Here is a 22,606-nt window from a genome sequence, read left to right as displayed (position 1 = left end):
CCCTGAGGCCGCCAAAGCTTCTAGGAATGCTCGCTGGGCACTCGCGCTCACTGAGCTTCAATCGGCGGTCGAGTTCGGTCACTTGCATCCAATGCCGCCTGACTTCGGTCGGTTGCTCTGAGATCGGTCGTTTGATTGACCGATCTCAGAGCAACCGACCGAAGTCACGAGCCGTGCCGTGCATTCGACCGAACTCACGGCCTCATTGCGCACGCCTCTTGATATCCCGCGTGCACGCCGCTCAGGCTGCGCCCCTACCCCGACCACAGAGCCCCACTCGTCTAAAGCACTGTGTATAGCACAACACACTGTCTTCCAGTATCAAATGGGATCAACACGGTAGCAGCCCCGAAAACCATGCGGTCCGTGCCTTTGCCTGAGGCTTACGATCCGGGAACCATGAATCTCGTCGGAATCCTCGCCGCCTCGACCCGCAGCGTGGTGCTCGTTGAGGGCGAGAGCGACCGGGCAGCGGTCGAGACGCTCGCCGCCCGGCGGGGTCTCCCCCTCCCCGACCTCGGCGTGCAGGTCGTGGCGATGGGCGGCATCACCAACATCGGCCACCACCTCCTCGCGCTCGTCGATCGACCACCGGTTGATCACTCCCTGGTTGACCAGGCACAGGCCGACCAGGCACCGGCCGATCCCCCGCCCGGCGACCGCAGCGTCCGGCTGGGCGGCCTGTACGACGCCGCCGAGGAGCGCTACGTCATCAAGGGCCTCGACCGGGTCGGTCTGCGCCCCTTCGACGCCACCACTCCCCTGACGGAGCTCGGTTTCTTCCGCTGCGACCGGGACCTGGAGGACGAGCTGATCCGTGCCGTCGGTATCGACGGGTTCCTCGCCCTGATCGACGCTGAGGGCGAGCTGCGCAGCTTCGAACGGCTGCAGGGCCAGCCGGCTCAGCGGGACCGCACAACTACCCAGCACCTGCACCGCTTCATCGGCTCCAAGGGCGGCCGCAAGGAACGATACGGGCGCCGCCTCGCCGAGGTGCTCCCGCTGGACCGGGTGCCGGCGCCGCTCGACGCGCTGCTGCGCTGGGCCACCTGAAGCCCCCGGACCTCCTTGGCCACCTGAGCTTCCCGAGGCTCCTGACGTCGGGCGTACCGGCCACTCGGGCGACCGGCACGCCTGGCATGTCCGAGACGGTCACGCCCTGCGCGGGTCGAGCACCACCATGCCGGCCCGCGGCGCGGAGTCCATCGTTGGCACCAGCCGGGCCGCCTCTTCCAGGCCGACCACCCGGTCGAGCAGGTCCTGGGGCCGCAGCGCTCCGGAGGCGACAAGCTCGAGCATCTCGGGGTAGTCGGCCGCCGCCATGCCGTGGCTGCCGAGCACCTCGAGCTCCCAGGCGATCACGCGTCCCATCGGCACGCGCGGCCCGCCGTCGACGGGCGGGAACAGACCCACCTGTACGTGCCGCCCCTGGCGGCGCAGGCTCCCGATCGCGTCGGCGCAGGTCCGCTCGCTCCCGACGGCGTCCACCGCGACGTGCGCGCCGCCGTCGGTCAGCTGCTGCACGACGGCGGGGACGTCGATGCCACCCGTGTGCGCTCCGCCGTCGACAAGCCCACCACCCGCAAGCCCGCCGTCCGCAAGCCCGCCGTCCGTAAGCCCGCCGTCCGTAAGCCCGCCGTCCGTAAGCCCGCCGTCCGTAAGCACCGTGTGCTCGGCACCAGCCCGAACCGCCGCCTCCAGCGCACCCGCGGACCGGTCGACGGCGACCACACGTGCCCCACGCGCGACCGCGATCATAATCGCGCTGAGCCCGACGCCGCCCGCCCCGACGACGGCGACCCACTCCCCTGCCTGCACCTTTGCCCGTCCGGCTACGGCCCGGTACGCGGTGGCAAAGCGGCAGCCCAGGCTCGCGGCAGTTTCGAAGGAGACGTCGTCGGGCACCGCCACGAGGTTGGCGTCCGCGGCGTACAGCGCGACGAGCTCTGCGTACGAGCCCCAGTGCGTGAAGCCCGGCTGGGTCTGGTCCGGGCAGACCTGCGCCTGACCTCTGCGGCACCACTCGCAGGTGCCGCAGCCGCTCACGAACGGCACGGTGACCCGGTCCCCCACGCGCCATCCCGTCACGCCCGCGCCGACCTCCGCGATCGTGCCGGCGAGCTCGTGGCCGGGGACATGGGGCAGGTCGGTGATGTCGGCGTCGTGCCCGGACCAGGCGTGCCAGTCGCTGAGGCACAGGCCCGTGGCGTGCACCCGCACGACCACCCCGCCGTCGGGGGCCTTCGGGTCGGGGACCTCCCGGACGGAGACGGGGCCCTGGAACTTGTCGAAGAGGATCGCGCGCACGACCGGATTCAACCACGCGTCCCTCACTCGACCTCAGCGCGGAGCGCAGCCGGGCCCGCTCGTGAACGCCTGGCTCGCCGACAGCTTGGCGCCCGACCGCTTGGCGGGTCGGACGTGCGGGTCGCCCCGGTGACCCGCACGTCCGACCCGTCCCGGTTCCGTCGCAGGTCAGCGGTGCATTCCGGCAAATCGGGAGTGTCAGTGGTGCCGCCTAGGGTGACGGTCATGGTCGCCCCTCCGCGCCTCGAGCGCATCACCGTCGCCGAAGCCACCCGTCGTTATCTCGCGGCGGTCGAGGTCGAGACCATCCGCGGGGTCCTGTCCCCTGCCACGGCACGCAGCTATACCCGCGACGTCACGGAGTTCGGCCGGCTCACCGGCCCCGACCGCATCCTCGACGACGTCACGGGGCCCGACGTCGACAGCGTCCTGGTGCGCTACCAACGCGCCCCGGATGCCCGTTACACCGACCCGGACCGCAAACCCGGTCCCGGGCGCAGCACCGCCACCGTCAACCGGTTCCGCCAGTCGGTCACCAGGTTCTTCGCCCATGCCGCCCGCGAGTGCTGGGTCCAGGCCGACCCGATGCAGTGGGCGGCCCCGCCGGCCAAGGTGCGCGGCACCCTGCGCACCGCCCGCACCGCCCTGTCCGCGGGGGCGGCCCGCAGCCTGCTCACCACCGGGCTCAGCACTGACGCGTCGGACACCCCGGCCCGCACCGACCAGGACCTCGCCCTGCGCGACCGCCTGGTGGTCGCGCTGCTGCTGGTCCTGGGCCCCCGGGTCTCGGAGCTCGCCCGCACCGACGTCGACGACGTCGCCCGCGAACCCGAACGCACCACCTGGCGCATCCGCGGCAAGGGCGGCAACACCCGCACCGTGACCCTCTCCCCGCCCCTGGCCCGCGCCATGGACGGCTACCTCACCCACCTGCGCCCCGTCCTGGCGGCCAGACGCCCCCAGGACACCGACGCCCAGCGCGCCCTCCTGCTGTCCTGGCGCGGCCGCCGCATCGACACCCAGGCCATCCGCGCCCTGCTCACCCGCGCCGTGGCCCGCATGCCCGCGCCCTACCAGCGCGAGGCCACCCCGCACGCCCTGCGGCACACCACCGCGACCCTCCTGGTCGCCGACGGCTGGGACGTCAAGGTCGTCGCCGAGCTCCTCGGCCACGCCTCGATAGCCACCACCGGGGTCTACCTCGACCGCATCGAGGGCGAGCTGGCCGCCGCCATCCGAGCCCACCCCCTGGCGGCCGCCATCGAGTGACGCAGCCGTTGAGACCCCGTAAATATCCCAGGCCAGAACCTCGATACCGGGTACCGTGGGCTCGTGGCAACTCGCAAGATCCCCCGTAACTTCCCCAAGCTCACGCTCGACGTCCCGATCGACTTCATGCAGCGCGCACGCACCATCGCGACCCGCGCAGCGATCGTCGCGGCCGCCGTACCCGTAGCGGCAGCGGTCGCCCTCACCGTGACCGACATGGTCCGACGACGCCGCCACCCGCTGACGGCGAAGTTCCCGACCGAGAAGCCGCTCACCGAGCACATCGACGAGACCGCCACCACGGTCTACACCTACGGCGCCGACCTCTACGAGGCGATGCTCGAGTCGATCCGCGGCGCACGCAGGACCGTCATGCTCGAGTCCTACATCTGGAAGAAGGACGAGGTCGGCCTGCAGTTCAAGCAGGCGCTGATCGACGCGGCCGCACGCGGCGTCGACGTCTACGTCGTCGTCGACGGCTTCGCCAACCTCGTCGTCCCGTACTCCTTCTTCGACTACCCGCCCAGCGTGCACGTGCTGCGGTTCCCCGTGCTCCGCCCCGGCATGGCCTACTTCAACGTCCGCACCTCCGGCCGCGACCACCGCAAGATCCTCGTCGTCGACGATCAGATCGGCTACGTCGGCGGCTACAACATCGGCGCCCTGTACGCCACCCAGTGGCGCGACACCCACGTACGCCTCGAAGGGCCGTCCGTGTGGGAGCTGCGCAACGCGTTCGTCGACTTCTGGAACCGCCACCGCAAGCCCCGCCACCCGATCCTGCCCGACATCGGCTCCGAGGCCTGGCTCCCCCACCTCAAAGCAGCACGCAACGCACCATCCCAGCTCGTGTTCCCGATCCGCGGCCTCTACCTCGACGCGATCGACCGCGCCACCCACCACATCTACATCACCCAGGCGTACTTCATCCCCGACCACGACATCCACAGCGCACTGCTCGCCGCCGCAGCACGCGGCGTCGACGTCCGCGTCCTGGTCCCGCACCGCTCCAACCACGTCGTCGCCGACTGGCTCGCCCGCGGCCAGTACGCCTCCCTGCTACGCGGCGGCGTAAAGATCTTCCTGTACCAGGGCGCCATGGTCCACGCCAAGACCGCGACCATCGACCGCCGCTGGACCACCATCGGCACCGCCAACATCGACCGCCTCAGCCTCACCGGCAACTACGAGGTCAACCTCGAGATCGTCGACCCAGGCCTCGCCGGCCGCATGGAAGACATCTTCGACATGGACCTCTCCAACGCGCAGGAGCTCACCCTCGCGCAATGGGAAGAACGCGGCGCCGTCGCCAAGATCGGCGAATACCTCCTCATCCCGCTCCGGCCGCTGCTGTAACCACGGCGTCCGTCGACGACGGCCAGCAACACTCCCCGAACGAGCCCGCCCCCTGGCTCACCAGGGAACCTCCCGATAACGTGCTCACACACGTGGACGGGGCAGGGCGGCGAGGGGTGCGGCATGGGGTCACTGGTGGAGCACACCTCCCCCGACGCTGCGCCACCGCCCCCACCGGCGTCGACCACCACCACGGACCCGAACTCCTCCACCTCACGCCGGGAGTGGTGGCAGCACCTCGCCGAGCGGCGCTCGCGGTGGCTGGCGAAACGTCCTCGTCTGGCCCGCGTGCTGGCCGTGGCCCGGACCGTGGTGCTGGTCGTGTCGTTGCTGTGGCTGGCGGGCCTGTGGTTGTTCCTGCCCGAGCTGCGTCTGGGAATGCGCGCGTATCTCGGCTGCCTGTGGGTGGTGATCGCCTGGTTCTTGCTGGCGCGAACCAAGACCCTGACCTGGTCCGGGTACCTGCGCTTCTTCTCGCTCTGCGTGCTCTGGTCGGTCGGTATCGGTGTGCTGGCGACCGCCCTGGCGGCGCAGGTGGCGCAGATCGACTTGCTCGCCGCCAACGAGACGGGCGCCCAGGTGGCGATTGCCGGGATCGTGGAGGAGTCGGGCAAGCTCGTGCCCGTCGTGGTCCTGGCCCTGCTCGCGCCACGGCGGGTCGCCAGGTTCGCGGCGATCGACTGGCTCCTGCTCGGCGTGGCCTCCGGTACCGCGTTCCTCGCCGTCGAGGAGGCGGTACGGCGGACAGCCCTGTCCACCGGTAACGCAGGGTTGGGCTCCATGTTCGGGATGGTTCCCGACGGCAGCCTGCCGCCCGAGTACGTTCACTTCGGCCTGTACCCCCTTCCCGCACCGATGAGCACTGACGACATGCTGCTGGCGCCGACCACCGCCGCGCAGTTCGGCGGGCACGCCATCATGACGGCGCTGGTCACCGCCGTGGTCGGGCTTGCGGTCGCCGCCTGGCAGGCCCGCCGCCGGCCGACCGGGCTCGCCCTGGCGGCCCTGTCGGTGGTGGTGCTGTGGTCGGCGGTCGCCGACCACGCGATGTACAACGCGGGCCTGGAGCTGTTCAGCGCCCTGCCCGGCGACGGCGACACCCCCGCCTATCTCGACCCCGACTCCACGACGATCCCGTGGTGGCTACGGGTCCCGTGGTCCTTGCTCGGCAACGGGCACGGCCGGAGCGCCGCCTTCCTGGTCCTGGTCGTCGCGTGCTTGCTGGTCGACGCCGCACGCCTGGCCGTCCGGCCCGCAGCCAACCTCACCGAACAGGCCGCACCCGCCTGGGTCACCCGGCCTGCGCCCGGAGCGCCCGCCGTCGTGCGGGCCGTCCTGGGCGCGGTCACGAGCCTGGTGTGGGTGGTCCCGCGTGACCTCGCCCAAACGATCGCTGGGTATGCCCGACGTCGGTCAGAACCTGGCGGCGTGCCCGAGCCCCGCCGGGTTGCCGCGGCCCGTGGCGCAGCGCTGATCTCCGGGCAGCGGGCGTTGCGCGAGCTGGCCTATGACAACGCCTCGGCGCGCGTCCACCCCTGGGCCCGGCGACTGGCCGCTGTGGCGGTCCTGGCCACGCTGGGCTGGCTCGTGTTCGCCGTCGCACCCGCCACGGCCCGCGAGATCGGCACCTCCACGAACGACATGTTCGAGCTGGGCCCCATCCCCGACCTGCCTTCCGGCGCCCCGACGGATCTGCCGACCGGGCTCCCCTCGGGCTTTCCCTCGCTTCCGACGCTCCCGCCGCTCGACCTGCCCACAGATCTACCGACGAGCCTGCCGAGCGGCTTCCCGACCGGCCTGCCGAGCGACCTGCCGACGTTCGACCCCGAGGACTTCCCGTCCCTGGACCCGGACTTCGAGTTCCCCACGATGCCCAGTAGCGGCCCCAGCTCTGGGGCCGATCAGTGGCTGGCGGGCGTCCTCGACGCCCTGGCGAACTGGTGGCACGACCAACCCCTACTGACCCAGCTCGCCATCGGCGCGGGCATCGCCGCCCTGGTCGTCCTCTCGGGCGGATCCCTCGGCCTGGCCCTGGGCATCTCCGGCGTCCTGACCTGGGGACTGGACAAGTCTGCCGGCATCGCCACCTTCGTCCGCGATCCCAACCAGGCCACCCGCGACTACTTCGCCACAGCCACACCCGGCCAGCTCGCCGCCGACACCCTCGGCGTCGCCCTGACCTTCGCCCCGGGCAACTTCGCGGGCGCCGCCACGGGTCGCATCCTCCGCAACACCGCCGACGACCTGATAGCGAATCCTTCGGCGTGGTGGGCAGCCCGACGGCAGAGACTCGCAAGCCCGCAAATCAACGCGACCGACGCTAGTACGAGCGGTATACATCTTGTGACTACCGAGGTGGGATCCGGCAGCGTCCTTCGTGTCTCATCGGAAGCAGCCTTTGCAGCAGCAGATGATCTGGGGACCATCTTCGTCAAGGACAAGCACCTGTCGACGAGCGTGGGACGGTGGGCAAAATTTGACTCGACGGATATCAGCAAGATTCAACGATGGGTTGCTGCCGGATTGAGGTCCGATGGCGCAGTATTCAGAGCAAATAATCTGCCGGGCACATTTAAGGTTGAGATCGACATGGGGCGCGTCGTCGGGACCAAGGGCGAGACCGGCATCCGAGCCATCGTCACAGACGATGGCCGCGTCATCAATGCTTTCCCCTTCAATCCGAGGTGAACAGAGTGCAACTCGTATACGCGAACTTCGACGACAGCGACCTTCGGGGAAGGACGCTGGCAGATTATCTGATAGCGATCGACGCTGACTTCGAGATTCGTGACCAAGATCGGACGGTCTACAACGAGCCGAAATTTCCGGTCGTGGAACTAGCGCGCGCCCTCATCGCCTGGCTGGAAGCTGACTTCCACGCTGACTTCGTGTTCGAATCCCTCTCGTCCGACGAACCAGGCCTAGTTGCGATTACCCGCGAGAATTCGGGCTGGCGCTTCTCCTCGGCATCTACACCGGAAGTGGTGAGCGCCGAAGTTGACCAACTGGACGTTCAGAGCTGTATCCGCGACTTCATTGACCGGGTGGCAACGGATCTCACTGCGCGAGGTCACGATGCTGACACGATTCTTCGAGGCCGAGATGGCGTTTCCCCGTGACGGAGACCCGTCGTGCGCAATTCGGTTGAAGTTCCTCGACGGGACGACCTTGCAGGATTTCCCGTCGAAGTTGTTCCAGGTGATGAGCCCGGCGTCTGTTCTGTGACCGCCTGGGCAGGCGACGGCGACGAAGCAACTGTGACTTGGGACGAGCGGGCCGCTTCCGTACAGGTTCGTTGGCAGTCGGATAAGATTGTGCGCCTGGAAACCACTCGTGAAGCGCTCTCAAAGGTGTCGGTCCGCGATATAGGAGAGAGCGTCGAGTTTCATGTCTGGCTTCGCACAGACGGACTTGGCGGAGAACTCGTGGTGGAAATCGGCCAGAACGTCAGCGTGAGGGACACGCTCCTGCGAATGTAAATAGCAGGTCCGCAGTAGGCCCTCCAGGGACAGATGCGCGCACCGAAGTAGGTATCCATGGCGAGAAATGTCATAGTGTATCCACGAGGCGGTCACCAACATGGGCAACTTCTCGACGTGGTCAGCGCTTGTTTGGACATTCAACGCCGACTGCCTGAGTTGCCCGTACACACCAGGCCCGTAAGTCTCGACTTCTGTCAGTACAGTCACGCGATCGAGGGCCCCTTCGGCCCCGTCCTAGAAGCTCTTGTCGATGAACACGGAGACGAGAGCGTGGTCAGTGTCACGCTCGACCCAACCCCTGCCTACTATCGCGACAACTACGGCACGTATGGATCGTTCCGCGTCCCCGGAAACAGGATCGGCGAAGCGTACTGGGACGCGGTTTCCTACGAGCCGCAGGACGATCCGACGGGCGCGCTGACGTTTACCGCCAACGTCGTGGCAATAGTTGGAAGCACGGGCCTGTGGTCGGTGTGGGCCGAACGGTCCTGGGATATCGCCATCGTCATGACCCAACGCCCGAACGGCCCGTGGCTCTCGCGTGGTGTCGATTTCGTTCCGGTCGAGTCAGCATTGGACAACTTCACCGAACCCGAATTCAAGACACCGCTCGCGGACGGCCTGCGGGTCGAGTTTCTCCGGAATGTGCGTAACGCCGAAGCACCCCTCGCGTGATCTGAGCGTTCAGCTCCGCTCGATTCGCCCTATGAGCGGCACGCCGGCCGGCTCAGACCGCCAGCGACTCCCCCGCGGTGAGCCGTGAGTACGTGTAGTCCCCGCCGAGGCGCGCCGTGTCCAGCAGTCGCCCGGTCAGGCCGTGTCCGAACTCGGAGAGCAGCCCGTCGTGGATCGGCACGACGACGCCGGCCGGGACCGCGCGTGCGAAGTCGATCGCGTAGGCCGTCTTCATCCACGGCCCGGAGACTGGCACCAGGAGCACGTCGAGGCCGCCGTCGGGCAGGGCCGCGGGCGGCTCGTAGGAGTCGCCCGGGTGGAACACGCTCTCCCCGCCGATCTCGACGAGGTAGGTGACGTTCACGGCGCGCGGGATCTCGGGGTGGATCACCGCGTGGTCGCCGCCGCCCACGGTGACGCGCGCGCCGCTGATCTCCAGCACCTGGCCGGGCGTCGCCTCGTGCACCTGGTCAGCCGGGGCGCCGCCCGCCCGCAGGGCTTCCGCGGCAGGGCCGGAGGCCCATACCTGGACGTCCGGGGCCGAGGTCAGGTGTTCCACGACGGCGGGTACGTTCACGTGGTCGGGGTGGTCGTGCGTGATCAGCACGGCCACGGCTCCGGTGAGTGCGCCTGCGGCGTCGCTGAGGGTGCCGGGGTCGATGACGATCGCTCCGCCGTCGGGCAGGCCGAGGGAGACGCACGCGTGACCGTGGAAGGTGAGCTGCATGCTGGCAGGTTACGCCTGCCTGCTGGAAACAGCAGACCGCCTGGTCGGGCTGCTGAGCAGCCCGTTCCAGACGGCTGAGTAGGACGGTTGGGTAAGGGTGGTCAGACGGCGGACCTGGCGGCCCGGCGTTGCGCGAGCTCGTCGCCCTCGACGACGGGCAGGTCGGCCTCGCCCTGGTCGAGTGTCTCGGTGGGCATCTGCGCGAGGGTGCCCTCGATCTCGCGCCATACCCGTCCGACGGCGATGCCGAACACGCCCTGGCCGCCGGCGACCAGGTCGACGACCTCGTCGGGCGAGGTGCACTCGTACACGCTCGCGCCGTCGGACATGAGGGTGATCTGCGCCAGGTCGTCCACGCCGCGTTCGCGCAGCGCGGTGACGGCGGTGCGGATCTGCTGCAGGGATACCCCGGTGTCCAGGAGTCGCTTGACCACCTTGAGCACCAGGATGTCCCGGAAGCTGTAGAGCCGGTGCGTACCGGACCCGGTGGCGGGCTTGATGCTGGGCTCGACGAGGCCGGTGCGCGCCCAGTAGTCGAGCTGACGGTAGGTGATGCCGGCGATGTGGCACGCCGTTGTACCGCGATAGCCGGTCGTGGCGTCCTGCTCCGTCAGGTCCTCACCGAAGAGGAGACCCTGCGCGCCGTGCGGGACCGTAGCGCGTGTGGCTCTCTCACCGCTGGTGTTCACTGTGCCTCCTGGGGTGTCGTGGCCACGTTATGGCGCGTCGATGGCGATTTCAAAGATGCGCGCCGTAAAGAGCCCGGCGTGTCGCGAGATGGTCCGCTTTCACCCGGTTATTTCACCCGGTTCGGCCGCCGCCCTGACCACCCCCGCCCGGTGGTCCGAGGAAGTCCTCGGGTGTGACGTGGTCCAGGAAGTCCCGGAAGCGCTCGACCTCGGCCTGCTGGTCGACGTCGACGATCTCCACTCCGGCCAGTGCCACGATCTCGGCGGAGCACAGCACGGGGCTGCCGGTGCGTACGGCCAGGGCTATCGCGTCCGAGGCCCGGGAGTCGAGGTGCACCCCGTTGCTCAGGACGAGCTCGGCGAAGTAGATGCCGCCTTCGAGGGCGACGATCTCCACTCGTTCGAGCGCGACGCCGACGGCGCCCAGCACGTCGCGCAGCAGGTCGTGTGTCATGGGTCGCGGTGTGGCCAGGCCGGCCTGTGCCATGGCGATGGCGCTGGCCTCGCGCGCGCCGATGACGATCGGTATGGCCAGGTCGGCGGCACTGTCCAGCAGCAGCACGACGATCTCCTGATCGCGCTGCTGCTGTCGAACCCCGAGGACCTCCACGGGGACCATTGGCACGTCGTCCGGCCTCACGGTTTTACCGTACGGCTTCCAGCGGCCCCTCGTCGCGCGCTCGAGTTAATTTCCTGGTCATGAACCGGCCGCCTGGTGGCAAAATTGCTGGTTTCCAGTTGCCGGTCGGCCGAGCGTGTGCGGTGCCGGACATGGGCCCGGACATATGCCCGGGCCTGTGCCCGGGCTCGGTGGGTCGGCTCAGCCGAGGTCTTCGATGCCCTGCCGTACCCAGGCGGCGTGCAGGCGCGTGAAGAGCTCGCCCATGTCGCCGGCCATGCTCGCGGCGCGGCCGCGGGCGGCGCTGGCCTGCTGGCTGCGCAGCGGTGCCACTACCTGGTCGACGAGCGCGACCTGCCGGTCGGCGGCGGTGCGGAAGGACCGCAGGTGGCGCGGTTCGATGCCGAACTCGGCCAGGGCGCCGACCATGCGGGCGATCTCGACGGCGCTCTGGCCGTATGTCCCGCCGGTCGACGGCAGGAGGCCAGACTGCGCCAGGCTCTCGACGAGCTCCTCGGTGACTCCGGCGGCGTCGGCCACGGCTGCAGCGGTCCAGCGGCGTCGGGCGGGTGTCCCGGTGCCGGCCAGGCGCGGTGCGGGGTGCTCGGCCGAGTCCGGGTCGGAGTCCATCGCGGCGAGTCGTTCCTTGATCACCTTCAGCGGCATGTAGCTGTCGCGCTGCTCGGTGAGGACGAACCGGAGGCGTTCGACGTCGGCCTGGCTGTACTGCCGGTAGCCCGACGGGGTGCGTACCGGGTCGATCAGGCCCTGTTCCTCCAGGAAGCGCAGCTTGGAGTGCGAGACGGAAGGAAACTCCTGGCCCAGGGCGCGCAGGACGTCGCTGATGCGCATCGCGGCCTGGCGCGAGATGCCCCGGGGCCAGGGCACGTCAAAGTCTTCGTCGTCCTCGCCCTGGTCGTGTGCCCGGGCCTGCTCGTCCGGGGCGAGCCCGGGTGCTGAGTCGTGTGCCCGGTCATGGCGCGGTGCGGTGCCGCGGTCGACCCCACGATGGTCGCGTGCGGCGCCGGCGGTCACGGGGCGGGCGTCCCCGCGACCCACTGCGCCGGCGACTGCGGGCTGGCGTGGAACGTCAGGCGGAACTTGCCGATCTGCACCTCGTCGCCCGTGACCAGCGTGGCGCCGTCGATGCGGCCGCGGTTGACGTAGGTGCCGTTCAGGGACCCGATGTCGCGGACGACGAACGAGTCACCCTCGCGCACGAACTCGGCGTGCTTGCGCGACACCGTGACGTCGTCGAGGAAGATGTCCGCCTGCTCGCTGCGTCCGGCGACCGAACGGCCGGTGTCCAGGAGGAACCGTGCGCCGAATCCCGGCCCGCGTTGCACGATGAGCAGCGCGGAGTGGCGCGGGAGGGCGGCCACGGCGGCGGCTTCCTCGGGGCTGAGCGCCGTGCGGGGCGCCTGCTCGTCGGGGGTCGGGAACGCGATGCGACCCAGGTTGGCCGTGGTATCGGGCCCGACCGGATGGGCGCTGGGGTCCGTCATCAGGTCTCCTCGGGTGCTGTGGTGACGTGCGAGATCATTACGTTCGGACAACGGATGAGACGCCGTCCGGGTTCCTCTCAACCTACCCCGATCGGGATGGAAGCGGGAACCATAGCGGGGAACCAACCCGGATAAAACTACCCACGCCACGGCGGTTCCGCATGCCAGTTTTGCCGACGTGGCGGGAGTCACTCTTCGTCGGCGGGCTCCGCGTGCTCCGGTTCGCCCGGAATACGAACGGAATCGACGCTGACCTGATCGGCCATAGTGGTGGTCGCCTCGCCGCCTTCCTCCCGGATCCGGGGCAGCGCACCGCCGGGGATCTCCAGCGCCCGGTCGATCGTCTCGGGGTCGCCGATCGCCGTCCACTCGTACGGGGAGGCGATCGCGGCGCCGTCGAGCACCACGCCGCCGCCGGAATCCACGAAGTAGCTCGTCGTGACCAGCCGCACCCCGTTGACCTGGATCGCCTCTGCGCCGGCGTTGCGTAGCTCCTCCAGCAGGTTGAACAGCACCTGCGCCTCGAGCGGCCGGCTGCCGTCGGCCACGTGGATCTGCACACCCGGGCCGTAGGCCGGCAGCCTGCCCGAGAGGATGCCCTCCTGCTCGGCACGCTGCAGCGCAAGATCCCGCGCCGCCTGGTCCTGCCCGTCCTCGGACTGCAGGTCGTCCCGGATCTCCTCCAGGTCGGAGACCTCCGCATCGAGCTGGTCCGCGCGCTGCGTCACCTCGTCCAGGAGCCGCACCAGCTCGTCCTGACGCAGGGAGCTGAGCTGGTCCCCCGTCGACTGCCCCACCTGTACCGCCAGGGCGAACCCCAGGGCCAGGCACAGCAGGCCCGTCAGCAGCTCCGAACGGGTGCCGCGCGGGCGCAACAGCTGCAGCACCCGCCTCCAGCCCGACGCCGGTGGCACCGGCGGGGCCGCTTCCTCGAGGTCGTCCTCGAGGGTGGTCTCGGTGTGGTCCTCGGGGCTGCCCTGCGCGGCGTCATCGTTGCTGGTGTTGCTGTCGGCGCTGTCCGTGCTGTCGGCTCCGCTGTCAGCGTTGCTGTCCTCGTGCCGCATGCTCACGCCTTGAAGATGTGCCGACGGATCGACGCCGCGTTCGAGAAGATCCGGATGCCGAGCACCACCACGACCGCCGTCGAGAGCTGCCCGCCCACACCGAGCTGGTCACCGAGGAACACGATGAACGCGGCCACCAGGACGTTCGACAGGAACGACACCAGGAACACCTTGTCGTCGAACAGCCCGTCGAGCATCGCGCGCAACCCCCCGAACAGGGCGTCCAGCGCGGCCACCACCGCGATCGGCAGGTACGGCTGCAGCATCAACGGGACGGTCGGCTGCAGCAGCAGCCCGGCGACCACCCCGATCACGAGCCCGACGATCGCGATCATCCGTTGTCCTCCTCGGAAGAGTCCTCAGTTGTGTTCGTGTCTGTGTCTGTGTTGTCTGTGGTCACGTCCGGGGCCGCGGACGGCTGGGCGTCCGCCGAACGCAGCGTCGGGGAACCCGCACCCGGCAGGTACATCCCCTCGCCCGTGGTCACCTCGTTCGTGATGCCGTACTCCGCGCTCAGCAGCTGCAGGAACCCCAGACCCGCCGACCGCGCGAACTCGACCTGCATGTCGTCCGGGTCCCCCACGGCCTCGATCGTGTACGTCGGACCGTTCAACGGCTGCAGGTCCACCAGGATCGCGTCACCCGCGTTCCGGATCGCCGACAACGACGTCAACCGCTCGTCGTTCACCGCCACCGCCTCCGCACCCGCCGCCCACAGCTCGTTGACGACGAACTGCACGTCCGCGTCCCGCACCCGCGACTCCGCCGGCGCGTCACCCGGCTCCACCAGGCCACCACCCTCACCGTCGGTCAGCCGCACCACCATGCCAGGGCCCCGCACCGGCACCGCACCGCTGACCAACCGGTCCAGCTCGTTGACCTCCAGCAGAGCCTGCGGCAGCAACCCGTCGCCCTGCAGACCGTCCACCTCAGCGCTGAGCGACGTCGAGCGCTGCGACAACGCCTCAACCTCGGCACTACGCTCCTGGATCTGCTCGATGAGCACCGTGCGCCCCCGCGCCACCACTGGCTGCGGCGCTCGCAGGTCACGGACCGCCACGGTCGTCGCCGCGCCGAGCAGCACCGCCACCAGCAGGAGCATCACCAGGCTCGGCACGCCGCGCCGGGACCGCTCCTCCCCCGCCGCAGCCCGCCGCTGAGCCATCTGCGCGTACCCCGGGTCCAGCGGGCGCTCGATCACCTCGCGCAGGAGCGTCATCGACTCGTCCAGGCGCCGGCGCCTGGCGGCCGGGCCGACCTCGGGTGGCGCGTCCGGCGCTACGTCGGGCGGGGTCATTCCCCGGCCGCCAGCCGCCGCACCTGCACCACGTACTGCAGCCCGGCCAGCCAGTACAGGCCGACACCCCACCAGGTGAAGGCCCAGCCCACGACGTGCGCGCCGGCGCCGACCCAGCCGGGCACCTCCGCGAGCAGCAGCAGGGGGAAGGCGTAGAGCAGGGCGAACGTCGCGACCTTGCCGACCAGCGTCACGTTCAGCGTGCCGTACCCCAGACGGGCCAGCACCGGGACCGTCAGCGCCAGCAGCACGTCCCGCGCAATGATCGCGATCACAAGCCAGAGCGGCACCACCTCGCGCCACGCCAGACCGATCAACGTGACAAAGATGAACAGGCGGTCCGCGAACGGGTCCAACATCTGCCCCAGGCGCGTGACCTGGTTCAGGCGACGGGCCAGCACACCGTCCAGCCAGTCCGAGACGCCGGAGACGGCGAGCACCAGGAGCGCCCAGCCGTCCTCGCCAACGACGATCAGCACGGCGAAGACCGGCACCAGCGCCAGTCGCACCAGGCTGATGATGTTGGGCACGGTCAGCACCCGGGAGCTCATCTCCGCCCCAGTGGACACGCACACCGCCCTTGCTCACGCCGGTTCGTCTCGGCCGCCATACTACGGGGCGGCCGTTGCGTATACGCACGGCACGCCGTGCGGCAGTCGGTGCGTCGCGCCTCCGCCACCCAGCACACCACTCGCCCTACCACTCACCAAACCGGCGAGACCCACCGTCGTCAGCCCCCACGCCGAGGGCCGTCGCACGCCTCTCACCACGGACAACATCACCCGCGTGCTGCACGTCACGCTCCCCGCCTCTGTGCCGAACACCCCGGCAACCGATAGGGTGGTGCCACATCCCCTTGGAGTTCGTCGTCTTCCCGTGTGTGCACGCAATGTGCGAGACAGGCCCGCAGCCCTGGCTGCGGGGAAGGTGTTTCGGGAGCGAGCGACGTAAGGGCCCTCACCTCGGCCCTGACTCCGCCCGCGACGACGAACGGTGCAGCACTGCATGTCTATCGACACCCATGACCTGATCGCGCCTGCTGAGCAGGACACCGAGCAGGTTGTCGCCGACACCGGCGACCAGACGGCCCCCGAGGCCGTCACCATCCCCGAGGCCACCGCCCCGGAGGCAACCGCCTCCGACGCCGCGGTTGAGCCCGCGACTCCCGAGCCCGCCACTGAGCCCGAGGTCACCGAACCCGAGGTCACCGAGCCCACCGGCCCGACCTTCGCAAGCCTCGGCCTCCCCGCGCAGCTGATGGCAGCCGTCGACAAGCTCGGCTTCGTCACGCCCTCCGCCATCCAGGCCCGCGCCATCCCCGAGCTGCTCGCCGGCCGCGACATCACCGGCGTCGCCCAGACCGGCACCGGCAAGACCGCCGCGTTCGGCCTACCACTGCTCGCCGCCATCGACCCCAAGCTCCGCAAGGTCCAGGCCCTCGTCCTGGCCCCCACCCGCGAGCTCGCCATGCAGGTCGCCGACGCCATCGAGTCCTTCGCGACCGAGCTCGACGACGTCCGCGTGCTCCCCGTCTACGGCGGCGCCCCCTACATCCCCCAGCAGCGCGCCCTGCGCGAAGGCGTCCACGTCGTCGTCGGCACCCCCGGCCGCATCAAGGACCACCTCGACCGCGGCGCGCTCAAGCTCGACGACATCCGCTTCCTCGTCCTCGACGAGGCCGACGAGATGCTCCGCATGGGCTTCGCAGAAGACGTCGAAGAGATCTTCGGCCAGGCACCCACCAAGCGCCAGGTCGCCCTCTTCTCCGCCACCATGCCCCCCGCGATCCGCAAGGTCGCGGACCACCACATGACCGACCCGGTGCAGATCGCCGTCACCCGGCAAGCCTCCACCGTCACCGCGGTCCACCAGACCTACGCCGTCGTGCCGTTCCGCCACAAGATCGGCTCCCTCGCCCGCGTCCTGTCGACCTCCGACGCCGACGCCGCGATCGTCTTCACCCGCACCCGCGGCGCAGCCGAAGACGTGGGCTCCGCCCTCATCGAAAAGGGCATCTCCGCCGCCACCATCTCCGGCGACGTCGCCCAGAAGGAACGCGAGAAGATCGTCGAGCGACTCCGCTCCGGCGCCCTCGACGTCCTGGTCGCCACCGACGTCGCCGCCCGCGGCCTCGACGTCGACCGCATCGGCCTCGTCGTCAACTTCGACGTCCCCGGCGAGCCCGAAGCCTACGTGCACCGCATCGGCCGCACCGGCCGCGCAGGCCGCACCGGCGAAGCACTCACCTTCGTCACCCCCCACGAGCGCGGCAAGCTCCGCAGCATCGAGCGCACCATCCGCGCCACGCTCGAAGAGGTCGGCATCCCCTCCCCCAAGGACGTCTCCGCCCACCAGGTCAAGCGCGCCCTCGGCAAGGTCGCAGCCCGCCGCGAAGCCGGCCGCCTCGAGATGTACACCGACCTGATCCGCACCTACGCCGACGAGACCGGCGTCGACCCCATCGAGATCGCCGCCGCCATGGCGGCGCTCGCGGTCGGCGACGACGGCCCCCGTGCCCGTGCGGAGCAGGAAGAGTACGAGCGCGAGCAGGCCGAGGCCAAGGCAGCGGCCGCCCGTCGCAACACTCGCGACGACGACCGCCACGACCGCACGGGCGACCGTTCGCCGCGCGGCCGGTTCGAGGGCAGCCGTAGCGAGGGCGAGCGCGGCATCCGCCGTCCGGCCCGGGGCACGCGGTACCGCATCGCCGTCGGGCACACGCACGGTGTGCAGCCGGGCGGGATCGTCGGTGCGCTGACGGGCGAGGGCGGCATCACCGGCTCCGACGTCGGCAAGATCGACATCTTCGGCAGCTTCTCGCTCGTCGACATCATCGCGCCGCTCGACAACGACGCGCTCGACCGGCTGGCCCGGGCGCGCGTGGCCGGCAAGCCGCTGCGCATCACGCTCGACCGCGGCCCGGCGCCGCGTGCCGGCGGAGACCGTGACCGGGCCCCGCGCTCCGGTGGCGACCACCGCCGCCCGGAGAGCGACCGTGGCCCCCGTGGCCGCGCCCCGGCCCACTGGGAAGCCCGCAGCGCCCGCTGACGCTGCCTAGCTGACCGAAGCCCCCTTGGTTGCTCGCAACCAAGGGGGCTTTTGTCGCGCGTCGCTACTGCTGTTCGGGCCGGTCGGGCCGGTCGGGCCGGTCGGGCGGGTCGGGCGGGTCGGGCCGGTCCGGGGGGCCCGGCCGGCCCGGTTCCTCGGCCTCGCCCAGCTCGGCGACCAGGGCCACGAGGCGACGGGCCTCGGCCATGCCGTGCTCGCCGTCGGCGCGCTGGATGCCCATGACGGCGAGCACGTCGCCGTTCGCCAGATCGAGGTGCACCCAGGGGTCGCTCAGCCCGAACCGGACGGCCACGATCTCGGCCCACACCAGGTGCCGCTTGGTCGCGTAGTTCACCACGGTGAGGCCGTACGGGTCTGGGATCGCACGCACGGCGCCGAACCGCCAGGCCACGGTGGCGCCGAGCAGCCCGAGCACGATGATCCCTATCCGGTTCGCGGCGTCCGCTGCGGGATTGCTCGCGGACAGTGCCACGAACGTGCACCCGCCACCCCACAGCAGCGCCAGCCCGTACGCCATCGGCGTGCCGTAGCGGCCGCGGAAGGTGCGGAACCGGTCGTCGGCCCGGCCGCGGCCGGTGCGGCTGCTACCGGCCCCCGCACCAGCGCTCCCGCCCATGCGGGCCTACAGCCGCGACGCGTGGATGGAGGTCACGATGATGGCGCGCGCCCCGACGTCGTACAGCGCGTCCATGATCCGGTTCGTCTCGCTGCGCGGGACCATGACGCGCACCGCGCAGGCATCGCTGTGGTGCTGCGCCGATACCGTCGGCGACTCCTTGCCCGGCGTGATCGCCACCGCCTCCTCGAGCCGCGCCGCGGGGACCACGTAGTCCATGAGCACGTACTCGCGGGCGGTGATCACACCCTCCAGCCGCCGGGTCAGGATCTCCAGGCCGGCGGGCGGCTCGACGTCCGACTGCCGGATCAGCACGGCCTCCGAACGCAGGATCGGGTCGCCGAACACCTCCAGGCCCGCGGCCCGCAGGGTAGTGCCGGTCTCCACGACGTCGGCGATCACGTCCGCGACACCGAGCCGCACGCTCGACTCCACCGCACCGTCGAGGTGCACGATCGCGGCGGGCTCGACGCCCTGCTTCGCCAGGTGCTGCGCCACCAGCGTGGTGTACGACGACGCCACGCGGCGCCCGGCGATGTCGCTCACCTCGCTGATCGGCGCCTGGCCGGGCTCTGTCGGCACCGCGGGCGCCGCGAACCGGAACGTGGAGCGGGCGAACCCGAGGCCGAGGTGCTCGACGGCGTCCGCGCCCGAGTCGAGCATCAGGTCGCGGCCGGTGATGCCGACGTCGACCGTGCCGGTACCCACGTAGACCGCGACGTCGCGCGGCCGCAGGAAGAAGAACTCGACGTCGTTCTCGGGGTCGGCGAGCACAAGCTCGCGGGTGTCACGGCGCTGGCGGTAGCCCGCCTCGCGCAACATCTCGGAGGCGGGACCCGACAGGGCACCCTTGTTGGGGACGGCGATGCGCAGCATGTGGTTGGTTCCTCTCTTGGGCGTACGACGGATCGGGGAACCCGGGTCTTTCCCGGGTCACAGATGCGTGTACACGTCCTCGAGGGTCAGTCCCTTGGCGACCATCAGAACCTGCAGGTGGTACAGGAGCTGCGAGATCTCCTCCGCGGTCTCGCTGTCCGACTGGTACTCGGCAGCCATCCAGACCTCGGCGGCCTCCTCAACGACCTTCTTGCCGATCGCATGAACGCCGGCATCCAGCTGGGCCACGGTGCCCGAACCCGCTGGGCGGGTCGCGGCCTTCTCGGTCAGCTCGGCGAACAGGGTCTCGAAGGTCTTCACGGCGCCAGCCTAGTCGTGGGACGGCGGGGCTACCCCCTGCCGTCCCACGTTGTGGCCATCGTCTCGCCGGGCCAGCCCGCAGGGCCAGTTCGCTGGGTGTCTGTCTCAGGCGGTCGACGACGTCACTGGTTCGGCCACTCCGCGGGCAGACCGCCGTCGGCCGTCGGCGTGACCACGCCCTGCCAGGGTGTGATCAGGTGAAGGATGTCGGCACCGTCCGGGTGCTCCTCGCTGCCCGTGCCATCCCCGGCCTGTACGAGGACGATCAACGTCCCGGACTCCCCGCCAAGTCCCGTCGCCGGATCCAGCGGGTCGCCTCCGGCGTACTCCTCGTTGCCCGGCACGCACGTCTCGGGTGTCGAGATCACAGAGATCCGCTCCCCCGGCGCGGCGACCACTAGCTCGGGGGGCGCCACCGCGCCGCCCGGCCCGGGCTCCGGCCGCTCCAGCACCTCCTCGACCTCGAACGTCCAGACGTTCGCGTCGAAGCCGAACATGTCCGCCGTTCCGGCACGCTCCACGACCGTCCCACGGAGGACGGCGCCGGCATCGGCGGCCGCGTCCCTCGGAGAATCGAAGCGGACCCAGTCGACGCACGAGTGCGACCCCTGCTCCGCCTCCGGCGTCACCGGCGTAGTGGCAGACGGCGCTGTGGCAGACAGGTTCGTCGGCGCTCCCCCCGATGAACCCTCGCTGGCGCAGCCCGCCAGCCCTCCCGACAATGCCGTGGTCAGCACTACGGCGACTACCGCCCGCTGGGCGCGTGAGCTTCTCATACCCGGTCAGTGTGCCGAGATGGCCTTCCCTTGCGGCTGGCTGGTAGGTCTATCGCCGGAGCTTGGGTGGATTCTCGACGCTTGGCACACTATTAATCCTTGGTTGGTGTCGGTCAGGAGAGCGGTCAGACGGCGGTCGGCACGAGCTCGCGCAGCGTCAACGCGGTCGCGATCGCGGCCTCGACCGCCTCCGCGCCCTTGTCCTCGCTGGACCCGTCCAACCCGGCCCGGTCCAGCGCCTGCGCCTCGTCGTCGCACGTCAGCACCCCGAAACCGACCGGGACCCCGGTCCGCACGCTCACGTCCGTCAGCCCCTGCGTCGCCGCCGAGCACACGTACTCGAAGTGCGGCGTGCCGCCGCGGATCACCACCCCGAGCGCGACGACGGCGTCCGCCGCCACACCCCCGCCGATCCCGGCCGCACGAGCCGCGGCCACCGGCAGCTCGAACGAACCCGGCACCCGCACCTCCGTCCACTGGGCACCCGACGCCCGCAGCGCCCGGCGCGCACCGGCCAGCAGCCCGTCCATCACCTGCTCGTGCCAGCTCGCCGCGATCACGACGACCCGCAGGCCCGTACCGTCCACCAGCACGCTCGGTGCTCCGGCGCCGCTCATGCGCACGCTCCTTCGTCTTGGTTCAGCTGCTGGTTCATGTCCTGGTTCATGTCTTGGTTCATCTCTTGGCCTGTCTCCTGGTCCAGCTCGCCGATGTCGAGCAGGTCGAGCCGGTGCCCCAGCACCAGCCGCTTCGTCTCCAGATAGCGGTGGTTGTGCACCCCACGCCCCACCGCGAGCCCCCGCTGCCCGACGACGTCTGTGCCCGCCTCCCGCAGGCCGGCCACCTTCTCCGGGTTGTTCGTCAGCAGGGTCACGCCGTCGAGGCCAAGATCCGCCAGGATCGCCGACGCCGCGCCGTACTCCCGCGCGTCCACCGGCAGCCCGAGCTCCACGTTCGCCTCCACGGTGTCAAGGCCGGCGTCCTGCAGGGCGTATGCCTGGACCTTGGCGGCCAGCCCGATCCCCCGGCCCTCGTGGCCCCGCAGGTACACCACCGCGCCACCCTCAGCAGCCACTGCCCGCAACGACGCCTCCAGCTGCGGACCGCAGTCACACCGCAGCGAGCCCAGCCCGTCGCCCGTCAGGCACTCCGAGTGCACCCGCACCAGCGAACCCCGCGCTGAACCGGCCAGCACCGGCCCGGTCTGCACCGGCGTCAGTGCCAGGTGCTCCGCACCCGAACGCAGGTCCCGATACGCAACCACGCGGAAGTCCCCGTACCTCGTCGGGAGCGACGCCTCCCCCACCCGATGCACCCGAGCTCGAGACTCGGCAACGACGCCGGGCTCGCCATGCGACAGCACCGGGTCGTGCACCTGCCGCCAGGCCACCAGGTCCGCAACCGTCAGCACCACGAGGCCCGCCTCCTCAGCCAGGGCCTGCGCCTCGGGCAGCCGCATCACCGCACCGTCGTCCCGGACGAGCTCGGCGATCGCCCCCACCTCGCCCAGCTCACTACCGGTCCCCCGGCCCGCGCCGCCCGCGAGCCGGACCAGATCCACCGCCGCCTCGGTGTGCCCCGCACGCTCCAGCACCCCACCGGGCCGGGCCCGCAACGGCAGCACGTGCCCCGGCCGGATCAGGTCCCGCGCGCCCGATGCCGGGTCACCCAGCACCCGCAGCGTCAGTGCCCGTTCGGCCGCCGAGATCCCCGTCGTCACGCCGACCGCATCCACCGACACCGTGTACGCCGTCTTCCGCGAGTCCTCGCTGCGCTCCACCATCAGCGGCAGCTCCAGCGCGTCCGCGCGGTGTGCGGGCATCGGCGCGCACAGGTACCCCGACGAGTGCCGCACCGTCCACGCCACCCACTCGGCCGTAGCAGTGCTCGCGGCCAGGACAACGTCGACCTCGTTCTCCCGGCCGGCGTCGTCGGCCACCAGGACGGGCCGGCGGCGA

The 22,606-nt window shown here is 70.4% G+C and carries 24 protein-coding genes; 8 read left to right on the top strand and 16 right to left on the bottom strand.

Features of this window, described 5'->3' with window-relative positions; translation table 11 throughout:
- Window positions 1–399 precede the first annotated feature (399 nt).
- Window positions 400–1,053 carry a TOPRIM nucleotidyl transferase/hydrolase domain-containing protein gene (locus tag AB1046_RS04305; protein WP_369372687.1) on the top strand — a complete coding sequence of 218 codons (654 nt, stop codon included), beginning with the start codon at window positions 400–402 and terminating at the stop codon, window positions 1,051–1,053.
- Window positions 1,054–1,152: 99 nt separating this feature from the next.
- On the opposite strand, the gene AB1046_RS04300 is transcribed toward AB1046_RS04305, so the two are convergent.
- A complete protein-coding gene (locus tag AB1046_RS04300) occupies window positions 1,153–2,307 on the bottom strand; it encodes an alcohol dehydrogenase catalytic domain-containing protein (RefSeq protein ID WP_369372685.1) in 1,155 nt (384 codons plus the stop codon).
- 225 nt (window positions 2,308–2,532) lie between these two features.
- On the opposite strand from AB1046_RS04300, the gene AB1046_RS04295 reads away from it, so the two are divergent.
- The 6 genes from AB1046_RS04295 (at window position 2,533) to AB1046_RS04270 (ending at window position 9,089) form a co-directional block, all read left to right on the top strand.
- Window positions 2,533–3,576 (top strand): tyrosine-type recombinase/integrase, encoded by a 1,044-nt coding sequence (locus AB1046_RS04295; protein WP_369372683.1) that lies wholly within the window; start codon window positions 2,533–2,535, stop codon window positions 3,574–3,576.
- Window positions 3,577–3,639: 63 nt separating this feature from the next.
- Window positions 3,640–4,932 (top strand): phosphatidylserine/phosphatidylglycerophosphate/cardiolipin synthase family protein, encoded by a 1,293-nt coding sequence (locus AB1046_RS04290; RefSeq protein ID WP_369372680.1) that lies wholly within the window; start codon window positions 3,640–3,642, stop codon window positions 4,930–4,932.
- A 123-nt stretch (window positions 4,933–5,055) separates the two neighbouring features.
- Entirely contained in the window at window positions 5,056–7,620 is a 2,565-nt protein-coding gene (locus AB1046_RS04285; protein WP_369372665.1) for a hypothetical protein, read from the top strand.
- A 5-nt stretch (window positions 7,621–7,625) separates the two neighbouring features.
- On the top strand, window positions 7,626–8,051 hold the full coding sequence (locus AB1046_RS04280; RefSeq protein ID WP_369372663.1) for a hypothetical protein: 426 nt from the start codon (window positions 7,626–7,628) through the stop codon (window positions 8,049–8,051).
- Between the two features lie 12 nt (window positions 8,052–8,063).
- Entirely contained in the window at window positions 8,064–8,411 is a 348-nt protein-coding gene (locus AB1046_RS04275; protein WP_369372661.1) for a hypothetical protein, read from the top strand.
- Between the two features lie 273 nt (window positions 8,412–8,684).
- Complete coding sequence (locus tag AB1046_RS04270; protein WP_369372659.1) at window positions 8,685–9,089, top strand: hypothetical protein; 405 nt, start codon at window positions 8,685–8,687, stop codon at window positions 9,087–9,089.
- A gap of 52 nt (window positions 9,090–9,141) precedes the next feature.
- Here the strand turns inward: AB1046_RS04270 and AB1046_RS04265 are convergent, their stop codons facing one another.
- The 9 genes from AB1046_RS04265 to AB1046_RS04225 all read right to left on the bottom strand — a co-directional run bounded on the left by AB1046_RS04265 (window position 9,142) and on the right by AB1046_RS04225 (window position 15,559).
- Window positions 9,142–9,816 carry an MBL fold metallo-hydrolase gene (locus AB1046_RS04265; RefSeq protein ID WP_369372657.1) on the bottom strand — a complete coding sequence of 225 codons (675 nt, stop codon included), beginning with the start codon at window positions 9,814–9,816 and terminating at the stop codon, window positions 9,142–9,144.
- A 101-nt stretch (window positions 9,817–9,917) separates the two neighbouring features.
- Window positions 9,918–10,505 (bottom strand): MerR family transcriptional regulator, encoded by a 588-nt coding sequence (locus AB1046_RS04260; RefSeq protein ID WP_369372655.1) that lies wholly within the window; start codon window positions 10,503–10,505, stop codon window positions 9,918–9,920.
- 112 nt (window positions 10,506–10,617) lie between these two features.
- The gene (locus tag AB1046_RS04255) at window positions 10,618–11,124 is read right to left on the bottom strand and encodes a bifunctional nuclease family protein (RefSeq protein WP_369375566.1); all 507 of its coding nucleotides are present in this window, start codon (window positions 11,122–11,124) and stop codon (window positions 10,618–10,620) included.
- A 201-nt stretch (window positions 11,125–11,325) separates the two neighbouring features.
- Window positions 11,326–12,159 (bottom strand): MerR family transcriptional regulator, encoded by an 834-nt coding sequence (locus tag AB1046_RS04250; RefSeq protein ID WP_369372653.1) that lies wholly within the window; start codon window positions 12,157–12,159, stop codon window positions 11,326–11,328.
- Window positions 12,156–12,629, bottom strand: a complete 474-nt coding sequence (locus tag AB1046_RS04245; protein ID WP_369372651.1) for an FHA domain-containing protein — start codon at window positions 12,627–12,629, stop codon at window positions 12,156–12,158. Before AB1046_RS04245 ends, AB1046_RS04250 begins: the two co-directional genes overlap by 4 nt.
- A gap of 188 nt (window positions 12,630–12,817) precedes the next feature.
- Complete coding sequence (locus AB1046_RS04240) at window positions 12,818–13,693, bottom strand: DUF881 domain-containing protein (protein WP_369372649.1); 876 nt, start codon at window positions 13,691–13,693, stop codon at window positions 12,818–12,820.
- Between the two features lie 2 nt (window positions 13,694–13,695).
- On the bottom strand, window positions 13,696–14,028 hold the full coding sequence (locus AB1046_RS04235; protein ID WP_369372647.1) for a small basic family protein: 333 nt from the start codon (window positions 14,026–14,028) through the stop codon (window positions 13,696–13,698).
- Window positions 14,025–14,990, bottom strand: a complete 966-nt coding sequence (locus tag AB1046_RS04230) for a DUF881 domain-containing protein (RefSeq protein ID WP_369372645.1) — start codon at window positions 14,988–14,990, stop codon at window positions 14,025–14,027. Before AB1046_RS04230 ends, AB1046_RS04235 begins: the two co-directional genes overlap by 4 nt.
- The gene (locus AB1046_RS04225) at window positions 14,987–15,559 is read right to left on the bottom strand and encodes a CDP-alcohol phosphatidyltransferase family protein (protein WP_369372643.1); all 573 of its coding nucleotides are present in this window, start codon (window positions 15,557–15,559) and stop codon (window positions 14,987–14,989) included. Before AB1046_RS04225 ends, AB1046_RS04230 begins: the two co-directional genes overlap by 4 nt.
- Window positions 15,560–15,995: 436 nt before the next feature.
- Here AB1046_RS04225 and AB1046_RS04220 point away from each other — a divergent pair, with 436 nt between their 5' ends.
- Window positions 15,996–18,038 (top strand): DEAD/DEAH box helicase, encoded by a 2,043-nt coding sequence (locus AB1046_RS04220; protein WP_369372641.1) that lies wholly within the window; start codon window positions 15,996–15,998, stop codon window positions 18,036–18,038.
- A gap of 64 nt (window positions 18,039–18,102) precedes the next feature.
- Here the strand turns inward: AB1046_RS04220 and AB1046_RS04215 are convergent, their stop codons facing one another.
- The 6 genes from AB1046_RS04215 to ribA all read right to left on the bottom strand — a co-directional run bounded on the left by AB1046_RS04215 (window position 18,103) and on the right by ribA (window position 22,587).
- Window positions 18,103–18,675 carry a PH domain-containing protein gene (locus AB1046_RS04215; RefSeq protein WP_369372639.1) on the bottom strand — a complete coding sequence of 191 codons (573 nt, stop codon included), beginning with the start codon at window positions 18,673–18,675 and terminating at the stop codon, window positions 18,103–18,105.
- A 6-nt stretch (window positions 18,676–18,681) separates the two neighbouring features.
- A complete protein-coding gene (gene hisG / locus AB1046_RS04210) occupies window positions 18,682–19,551 on the bottom strand; it encodes an ATP phosphoribosyltransferase (protein ID WP_369372637.1) in 870 nt (289 codons plus the stop codon).
- Between the two features lie 57 nt (window positions 19,552–19,608).
- A complete protein-coding gene (locus tag AB1046_RS04205) occupies window positions 19,609–19,872 on the bottom strand; it encodes a phosphoribosyl-ATP diphosphatase (RefSeq protein WP_369372635.1) in 264 nt (87 codons plus the stop codon).
- 122 nt (window positions 19,873–19,994) lie between these two features.
- Window positions 19,995–20,648: a hypothetical protein gene (locus AB1046_RS04200; RefSeq protein ID WP_369372633.1), complete on the bottom strand. Its 654-nt coding sequence runs from the start codon at window positions 20,646–20,648 to the stop codon at window positions 19,995–19,997.
- Between the two features lie 125 nt (window positions 20,649–20,773).
- Window positions 20,774–21,265 (bottom strand): 6,7-dimethyl-8-ribityllumazine synthase, encoded by a 492-nt coding sequence (ribH, locus tag AB1046_RS04195; protein WP_369372631.1) that lies wholly within the window; start codon window positions 21,263–21,265, stop codon window positions 20,774–20,776.
- Entirely contained in the window at window positions 21,262–22,587 is a 1,326-nt protein-coding gene (gene ribA, locus AB1046_RS04190) for a GTP cyclohydrolase II RibA (protein ID WP_369372629.1), read from the bottom strand. The genes ribH and ribA overlap by 4 nt, the downstream gene beginning before the upstream one ends.
- Between the last annotated feature and the right edge of the window lie 19 nt (window positions 22,588–22,606).

It is taken from the genome of Promicromonospora sp. Populi, assembly GCF_041081105.1.
Classification (GTDB): domain Bacteria; phylum Actinomycetota; class Actinomycetes; order Actinomycetales; family Cellulomonadaceae; genus Promicromonospora.
Note: the sequence above shows the minus strand (reverse complement) of the source record. Positions and strands in the feature narration are given on the sequence as shown.

Bases quoted from the DNA above. Each gene is read 5' to 3' on its own strand.
- AB1046_RS04245 (WP_369372651.1), bottom strand. From the start codon at position 12,629: ATGACGGACCCCAGCGCCCATCCGGTCGGGCCCGATACCACGGCCAAC.
- AB1046_RS04240 (WP_369372649.1), bottom strand. From the start codon at position 13,693: ATGCGGCACGAGGACAGCAACGCTGACAGCGGAGCCGACAGCACGGAC.
- ribH (WP_369372631.1), bottom strand. From the start codon at position 21,265: ATGAGCGGCGCCGGAGCACCGAGCGTGCTGGTGGACGGTACGGGCCTG.
- AB1046_RS04215 (WP_369372639.1), bottom strand. From the start codon at position 18,675: ATGGGCGGGAGCGCTGGTGCGGGGGCCGGTAGCAGCCGCACCGGCCGC.
- AB1046_RS04305 (WP_369372687.1), top strand. From the start codon at position 400: ATGAATCTCGTCGGAATCCTCGCCGCCTCGACCCGCAGCGTGGTGCTC.
- hisG (WP_369372637.1), bottom strand. From the start codon at position 19,551: ATGCTGCGCATCGCCGTCCCCAACAAGGGTGCCCTGTCGGGTCCCGCC.
- AB1046_RS04255 (WP_369375566.1), bottom strand. From the start codon at position 11,124: ATGGTCCCCGTGGAGGTCCTCGGGGTTCGACAGCAGCAGCGCGATCAG.
- AB1046_RS04295 (WP_369372683.1), top strand. From the start codon at position 2,533: ATGGTCGCCCCTCCGCGCCTCGAGCGCATCACCGTCGCCGAAGCCACC.
- AB1046_RS04200 (WP_369372633.1), bottom strand. From the start codon at position 20,648: ATGAGAAGCTCACGCGCCCAGCGGGCGGTAGTCGCCGTAGTGCTGACC.
- AB1046_RS04265 (WP_369372657.1), bottom strand. From the start codon at position 9,816: ATGCAGCTCACCTTCCACGGTCACGCGTGCGTCTCCCTCGGCCTGCCC.
- AB1046_RS04220 (WP_369372641.1), top strand. From the start codon at position 15,996: ATGTCTATCGACACCCATGACCTGATCGCGCCTGCTGAGCAGGACACC.
- AB1046_RS04285 (WP_369372665.1), top strand. From the start codon at position 5,056: ATGGGGTCACTGGTGGAGCACACCTCCCCCGACGCTGCGCCACCGCCC.
- AB1046_RS04230 (WP_369372645.1), bottom strand. From the start codon at position 14,990: ATGACCCCGCCCGACGTAGCGCCGGACGCGCCACCCGAGGTCGGCCCG.
- AB1046_RS04235 (WP_369372647.1), bottom strand. From the start codon at position 14,028: ATGATCGCGATCGTCGGGCTCGTGATCGGGGTGGTCGCCGGGCTGCTG.